Below are 6,940 nucleotides of genomic sequence, written 5' to 3'. Positions count from 1 at the left end.
CGGCAGGGCCGGAGCCGCCGGCCCCCGCCGACGGCTCCGGCCCTGCCGCGCCCGTCGCCCCGCAGGCGCCCTCCGAGAGCACCGCTCCCGACACCGAGGACGCCCCCACCGGAAGCTGACACCCGACCACCCGCCCCGCTCGCGCGGCGGGAACGCCGACGGCCCGGAGGACACTGTCCCCCGGGCCGTCGGCGTTCGTCAGCGCGCGTCGCGGCGGCGGCGCGTGACTCCGAGCGCGAGCGCTCCACCGGCGAGCAGGGCGAGGGCCGCCGCGGCGGTCCAGCCCGTCTCGACGCCGGTGCTCGCGAGTCCCGAGCCGGTCCGCGGAGGAACGGCGCCGGCCGGAGCGGGAGCCGGCGTGCGGGTCGGCTCGGCCGTGGGCTGTGCGGTGGGCTGCGCGGTCGGCTCAGCCGTCGGCGCGACCGTGGGCTGCGCGGTCGGCGCCGTGGTCGGCTCAGCCGTCGGCGCCACCGTCGGCTCGACAGTCGGTCCCGGAGTCGGCACCGTCCCCGCCCCGAACACGGACTCCGCGGAGCCGAGCGACGCGAGCACAGTCTCGCCGTTCGCGTCGTCCACGCCGTCGTTGTCGGTCACCGCGAACACCTCGCCGGAGCCGGTGATCCCGAGGCCCTCGAGCTTCTCCTGGGTCCAGCCGTTCCCCGCCTGCAGCGCGGGCAGCACGTCGACCGCGAGCGTCTTCTCGAGCATCGGCAGCGTCTCGCCGACCGCCGCGCCCGCCTCCGTCGGCAGCGGCACCGTGTACACGGCCTTCAGCGCGGCGTCCGGCCCGTTGAGCTTGTCGCGCTCGATCACCGCGAGCGTGCCCGCGGGGGTCAGCGTGATCTCCGAGAGCCCGTTCCAGTCGCCTTCCGCCCCGGACACGGCCTCCAGCGGGTAGCCGAAGAAGCTCCAGCTGTCGGCGGCGACGTCGTAGCGCCCGATCCGGACCACTCCGTCGGCGTCGATCGAGGCCTCGCGCTGCAGCGCCGTCCAGACGATCTCACCGTCGGCACTGTCCTCGACGGTCACGCCCTCGAAGCCCTGCTTGCCCAGCGCTGAGGCGAGCTCCGCGGGCAGGGCGATCCGCTCGGTCACCGCGGCGTCCGCGTCGAGTCGCAGGAGCGCGTTGCCGTCGCCTGTCCCGCCCTCCGTCACGGCCCAGAAGCCGCCGTCGACGCGGGCGGCGATCCCCTCCAGATCCAGAGCGGCGGGCTCGCCGCCCTCGGTCACCGTGAGCGTCGTGTCGAGCAGCGCCGGCGAGACGGAGGTGTCGATCGAGTGGAGGGTGCTCGGCGCGTAGGCGCTGTCGCTCACCGCGTACAGACGGTCGGGCGCCGCCGGGTCGGTAGAGAGGCCCGAGAGCGCACCCCAGGGCAGCGGCGATCCGTCGACGTCGGCCGACAGCACGGTCGGGAACGCGGGGGCGGAGGCGCCGAGCGCGTAGAGCTGCACGCTCGCGCGGACGGCGGCCTCCGCGTCGTCGGTCTCGCTCGAGACGACCAGCAGGTCGCGCTCGGGCAGGGCGAGCAGCCCCTCCGGGCCGGGCGTCGACGGCAGCGCCTGCACGAAGCGCGGCGCGGTCGGCTCCGACACGTCGTAGACGGCCACGAAGTTGGCCCGCTCGGCGCCGACGAACACGTAGGGGACGCCGTCGAAGGTGGCCGAGAGCAGGCCCTCGGGCTCGGAGCCCTTCGCGTCGGAGCGCTTGTCCGGGTAGAGCCCGAGGCGCACCGCGAGGTGGTCGAACGAGTTCCCGGCGTCCCACTGCACGGCCCCGGTCGCGGCGTCGAGGATCGACCAGCCGCGCGTGCCGCCCTTCCAGTCGCCCTCGTTCGCGATCGCGACGTGGTCGTCGCCGACCCAGCCGATCGCGTCGGGCTCGCGCGGGACGTCGGTGATCGAGCCGGTCAGCGAGATCGAGTCGTCGTCGAGCGTGTCGATGCCGCTGACGGAGGCGGTGCCCGCGGTGTACGAGGCGGTGACGGAGCGGGTGGCCAGGTCGACGATCGCGACGGCGTTGTTCTCCTGCAGCGTCACGGCGACGGCCGTGTCGGCGGGGTTGATCGAGACGTACTCGGGCTCCGGGTCCGACGGGGTGTCGAGGCCGGCGAGACCGGTGAGGTCGACGTGCTCCGGCACCCAGGCGGAGGGGTCGCCCGCGAGGTCCATCACCACCAGCTCCCCGGCGGGCGCCTGCGGGAGGTCGCCCTCCTCGCCGCCCTCGGGGGCGAGGTCCTCATCGCGCTGGTTCTCGATCGCGATGACCGCGGTCGAGCCGTCGGTGGTGACGTCGATGGAGTCGGGCTGGCCGCCGAGCTCGATGCTCGCGACGGGCGCGAGGTCGTCGGCGTGCAGCACGCTGACGTGGCCGGAGGGGTTCGCGAAGTCGCCGTCGCTCGTGTCGACCACCGCGAGCACGTACTCGCCGGTCGCGTAGACCGACGTCGGCTCGCCGCCCACGCCGACGCCGCCGCGCGGCTCGGGGGAGTCGGGGTCCGAGATGTCGAGGACGTCGATGCGCTGCCCGGCGGAGTCCGTCGAGTAGACCAGGCGGCCGTCGGGCGACGCGCTCGAGATCTCGGCGACGGCGGAGTCGGCGGACGGGTCGGCCGCGTTCAGGTAGGCCGGCACCGTGGCGATGCGGGTGAAGAAGGAGTCGCCCGCGGCGGAGGCGGGCAGGGCCGCGGCTCCGAGGGTGCAGCCGGCGAGGGTGACGGTGAGGGCGAGGGCGGCGGTGCGGGTGCGGGTGTGACGAGAGGACACGGGTCTCCTGAGCGGCTTCGAAGGAACCCGCCCACGCTGGCCGCCCCCGGTGAACGCCCCGCCGCCCGCAGGTGTCCGCCCGGCGAACGCGCGGTGGCGGAGCCGCGACCGGGCGGGGGTCTCGAGACGCCGCGTGCCGCAGTCCGCCGCACGGACGCCTCGAGATCCGCCAGGCGGCGTGGTCAGCGCGCGAGGCCCTCCGCGGCCGAGCCCCAGGAGCCGAGGGCCGCGCGGACGCGCTCGTCGCGCGCGAGCGTCAGCGCCTCCGCGTACCCCTCCTCCAGCACGTCGTCGAGCCGCACCCGCGCACCCGTCTCGGAGGAGCGGACCGCCGCCTCCACCATCGCGAGGCTCCGCACGTTCGAGTGCACCTCGCCCGAGGGGACCGCCCCCGAGCCCAGCACTCGCACGAACTCCGCGAGCGAGCCCGCGATCTCCTCGGGCACGGGCTCGAGCGCGGCGGTCCGCACCGGCTCCGACTCGCGCGACTGCCACTCCGGAGCGCCGTCGCCGTCCCAGTGCGCGGTGCCGCCGGCCCCGTTCACGCGCCAGTCGCCGTTCCACGAGGTCTCGAGGCCGTCGGCGCACCAGCTGCCGGTGTAGCTGAAGCGCACTCCGCCGGCGAACTCGAACACGGCGCTCGCCGCGGCTCCGTCGGCGTACCAGCTCCAGCCCGGGTTGTACTCCTCGCAGTAGACCGCGACCGGGTCGCTGTCGAGCAGGTACCGCGCCGCGTCGAAGGCGTGGATCGCCATGTCGACCAGAAGCACGTGGTCCATCTCGTCGCGGAAGCCGCCGAAGCGGGGCGCCTTCGCGAAGTGGACGGAGGCGGTGCCCAGCTGCCCGAGCCCGGCGATCTGCTCGCGGAAGGCGGTGATCGCCGAGTAGTAGCGGCGCGACTGGCTGGTCATCAGGAGCCGGCCCGAGGCCTCTGCCGTCGCCGCGAGCACCAGCGCCTCGGCGATGGTCGGCGCGATCGGCTTCTCGGAGAGCACGGGCAGCCCGGCGAACAGCGCCTCCGAGCTGACGGGCAGGTGCGCCCGCGGCACGGTCACGTTGACCACGGCGTCGGCGCCGGAGCGCGCGGCGACCTCGGCGACGGAGGTGCCGACCGCGACCGGGCCGACCCCCTCCTCCTCCGCGGCAGCCGTGGCGAGGTCGACGTCGAGGTCGACCAGGCCGACGAGCTCGGCGTCCGGGGAGTCGCGGATGGTGCGGATCCAGGCGCGGCCCATCGCGCCGGCGCCGACCTGGACGAGGCGGACCGTCATCGGACGAGCGCTCCCTCGTAGTCCTGGCCGTTGTGGAAGTCCTCGGTCTCGTAGCGCTGCAGCACCGGGAGGCGGCGCTCGGGGCGCGAGGAGCGCACCCACTCGACGCCGTTCGCGATCACGCGGCGCACCTCGGCCTGGTGGTAGACGGGGTAGTCCTGGTCGCCGGGGGAGAAGAAGAAGATGCGCCCGTGGCCGCGCTTCCAGGTCATGCCGGAGCGGAACACCTCGCCGCCCGTGAAGGTCGAGAGGAACACGAGCTCGTCGGGCGCCGGCACGTCGAAGAACTCGCCGTACATCTCCTGCCGGGGGATCACGAAGGGGTGCGGGATCCCCTGGGCGATGGGGTGCGTGGGGTCGACGGTCCAGACCAGCTCGCGGTCCTGCTCCGAGCGCCAGCGCAGCGTGCAGGTGGTGCCCATGAGCTTGCCGAAGATCTTCGACCAGTGACCGGAGTGCAGGACGACGAGGCCCATGCCCGAGAGGACGTGGCGCTGGACGCGCTCGACGATCTCGTCGGAGACGTCGCCGTGGGCCATGTGGCCCCACCAGACGAGCACGTCGGTGGCGTCGAGGACGTCCTCGGTGAGGCCGTGCTCGGGCTCGTCGAGCGTGGTGGTGGAGACGGTGGCGCGCTCGCCGAGGTTCTCGCGGATGCCGTCGGCGATCGTGCTGTGCATGCCGTCGGGGTAGATCGCGCGGACCTTCTCCTCGATCTGCTCATGGCGGTTCTCGCCCCAGACGAGGACGCGGACGGGGGAGGAGGGTGTGGTCACGGTGTTCCTTCTTCGACGGTGGAGACGGTGCGGCAGTGGGCGGCCCGACACGGGGTTAACCGCTTTACCGGCCGCGTCTCCTAGGATGCGGGAGACGTCCGCCCCGCGTCAACCACGGCCGGGCGGCGCGAGCGGAGGAGGCGCGGTGGCCACGATGAGGGATGTCGCGCGCCTCGCGGGGGTCTCGATCGCGACGGTCTCGTTCGTGGTCAACGACACCAAGCCCGTCTCGCCCGAGACCCGCGAGCGGGTGCGGGCGGCGATGCACGAGCTCGGCTTCCGGCCGCACGCCCTGGCCCGCGCCCTCGCGCGGCGCCGCTCGGGGATCGTCGCGGTCGTCTATCCGCTCGTGTCGAGCCGGCCGCTCAACACCGCCACCTCGTTCCTGCTCGGAGCCGCCGAGGCCGCGGCGGAGCAGGACCACTCGATCGTCCTGTGGCCGACGGTCGGCGGCTCCGACCGCCTCGCCGACCTGCGCGCCGACGGCCTGATCGACGGCGTCGTGCTGATGCAGGTCACCAGCGAGGACGAGCGCGTGCCGGTCCTGCGGGACTCCGGCACGCCCTTCGCCCTCATCGGGCGCACCCGCGACCCGTCCGCCCTCGACTGGGTCGACATCGACTTCGAGGGTATGGTCGAGGAGGCGCTCGGCCGGCTCGCCGGCGTGGGGCACGCGCGGGTGGCGCTCGTGCTCGGCCCGGACCGCGACGCCGCGGCCGACTTCGGCCCCTACGCGCGCACCCAGGAGGCGTTCGCACTCGCCTGCGCGGCCCGCGGCGTCGAGGGCGTGCTGCTGCGCTGCCAGGAGTCGCCCGCCGGTGGCCGCACCCTCGCCCGCTCGTTCGACCCCGCCTCCGCGACCGCCGTGGTGATCGTCAACGGGGGCGCCGCCGTCGGGTTCGCGCACGAGGTGCGGCACCGCGGGCTGCGCGTGCCCGAGGACCTCTCGATCGTCCTGCTCGCCTCCGACCCCGACGTCGCCGACCTGGCCGACCCGGCACTCGACCTGCTCGTCGCGCCCGGCCGCGAGCTCGGCCGCCGCGGAGTGGAGGCGCTGCTCGCCCGCCTCGCCGACCCGGCGGCGCCGCTCCTCCAGGAGCGCATCGGCGGCCCGTGGCGCCCCGGCGGCTCGGTCGCCCCTCCGCGCTGACGGCCGGCGCCCCGGGAAGCCCCGGGAGCGCGCGCTACGGCACGATCGAGTCGATGTAGCCGCCGTCGACGCGCACGGCGGCGCCCGTGGTGGCCGAGGCGAGCGGGGAGGCGAGGTACGCCACCATGTGGGCGATCTCCTCCGGCTCGATGAGGCGCTTCAGCAGCGACTGCGGCCGGTGCAGGCGCATGAACTCGCGCTGCGCCTCCTCCCACGGGAGCTCGCGGTCGACCAGCTCGTAGACGAAGTCCTCGACGCCGCCCGTGTGGGTCGGCCCGGCGAGCACGCTGTTCACCGTCACCCCGGTGCCGGCGGCGGCCTTGGCGAAGCCGCGCGAGACGCCCAGCAGCGCGGTCTTCGACACTCCGTAGTGGATCATCTCGGCGGGCGTGACGACGGCGGAGTCGCTGCCGATGTAGAGGACGCGGCCCCACTCGCGCTCCATCATCCCGGGGAGGTAGGCGCGGGTCAGGCGCACGCCGGTGAGCACGTTGACCTCGAAGTAGCGGCGCCACTCGGCGTCGTCGATGGAGAGCGCATCGGCGGAGCCGAAGATCCCGAGGTTGTTGACGAGCACGTCCACCTCGGCGGCCGCGCGCAGGAGGGAGGCCGTGCCCTTCTCCGTCGACACGTCGGCCGCGACTCCGCGCACCCGCGCCTCCGGCACCGCGGCGCCGACGGCCTCGATCGCCCGGCGGATCGACCGCTCGGAGCGGGCGTTCACGATCACCTCGGCGCCCGCCTCCGCGAGCGTCGTCGCGATGGCCAGCCCGATGCCCTGCCCCGACCCCGTGACGAGGGCCGTGCGCCCGGTGAGATCCAACCCGATCATGCTGCTCCGCTCCGCGCCGCCGCCCGCCGGCCGCGCTCGGGGTCGAGCATGCCACCGAGCCCTGACATCCGGCCCGCTTCCGGCTGAGGACGCCCGCGGGTCGCCGAGGCATCGCTCGGAACGGCGGAGACCGTTGCCAACCGGACAC

5 protein-coding genes are annotated in these 6,940 nt (G+C 74.7%); 1 reads left to right on the top strand and 4 read right to left on the bottom strand.

Annotated features, from left to right (window positions below; all coding sequences use genetic code 11):
- Positions 1-198: 198 nt before the first annotated feature.
- From C5C10_RS18390 to C5C10_RS15290, 3 genes are all read right to left on the bottom strand, one after another.
- Positions 199-2,763, bottom strand: a complete 2,565-nt coding sequence (locus C5C10_RS18390; RefSeq protein ID WP_104329692.1) for an esterase-like activity of phytase family protein — start codon at positions 2,761-2,763, stop codon at positions 199-201.
- Between the two features lie 182 nt (positions 2,764-2,945).
- Positions 2,946-4,034, bottom strand: coding sequence for a Gfo/Idh/MocA family protein (locus C5C10_RS15295; RefSeq protein WP_104263301.1), 1,089 nt, complete (start codon positions 4,032-4,034; stop codon positions 2,946-2,948).
- Positions 4,031-4,810, bottom strand: a complete 780-nt coding sequence (locus tag C5C10_RS15290) for a ThuA domain-containing protein (protein ID WP_104258013.1) — start codon at positions 4,808-4,810, stop codon at positions 4,031-4,033. The genes C5C10_RS15295 and C5C10_RS15290 overlap by 4 nt, the downstream gene beginning before the upstream one ends.
- Before the next feature lie 154 nt (positions 4,811-4,964).
- Between C5C10_RS15290 and C5C10_RS15285 the strand changes: the two genes are divergently transcribed.
- Positions 4,965-5,960, top strand: coding sequence for a LacI family DNA-binding transcriptional regulator (locus tag C5C10_RS15285; RefSeq protein WP_258060616.1), 996 nt, complete (start codon positions 4,965-4,967; stop codon positions 5,958-5,960).
- Positions 5,961-5,994: 34 nt separating this feature from the next.
- On the opposite strand, the gene C5C10_RS15280 is transcribed toward C5C10_RS15285, so the two are convergent.
- Complete coding sequence (locus tag C5C10_RS15280) at positions 5,995-6,789, bottom strand: SDR family NAD(P)-dependent oxidoreductase (protein WP_104329693.1); 795 nt, start codon at positions 6,787-6,789, stop codon at positions 5,995-5,997.
- Between the last annotated feature and the right edge of the window lie 151 nt (positions 6,790-6,940).

It is taken from the genome of Rathayibacter sp. AY1A3, from assembly GCF_002930975.1.
In the GTDB taxonomy this organism is placed as follows: domain Bacteria; phylum Actinomycetota; class Actinomycetes; order Actinomycetales; family Microbacteriaceae; genus Rathayibacter.
This window is presented reverse-complemented; position numbering and strand designations above follow the sequence as displayed.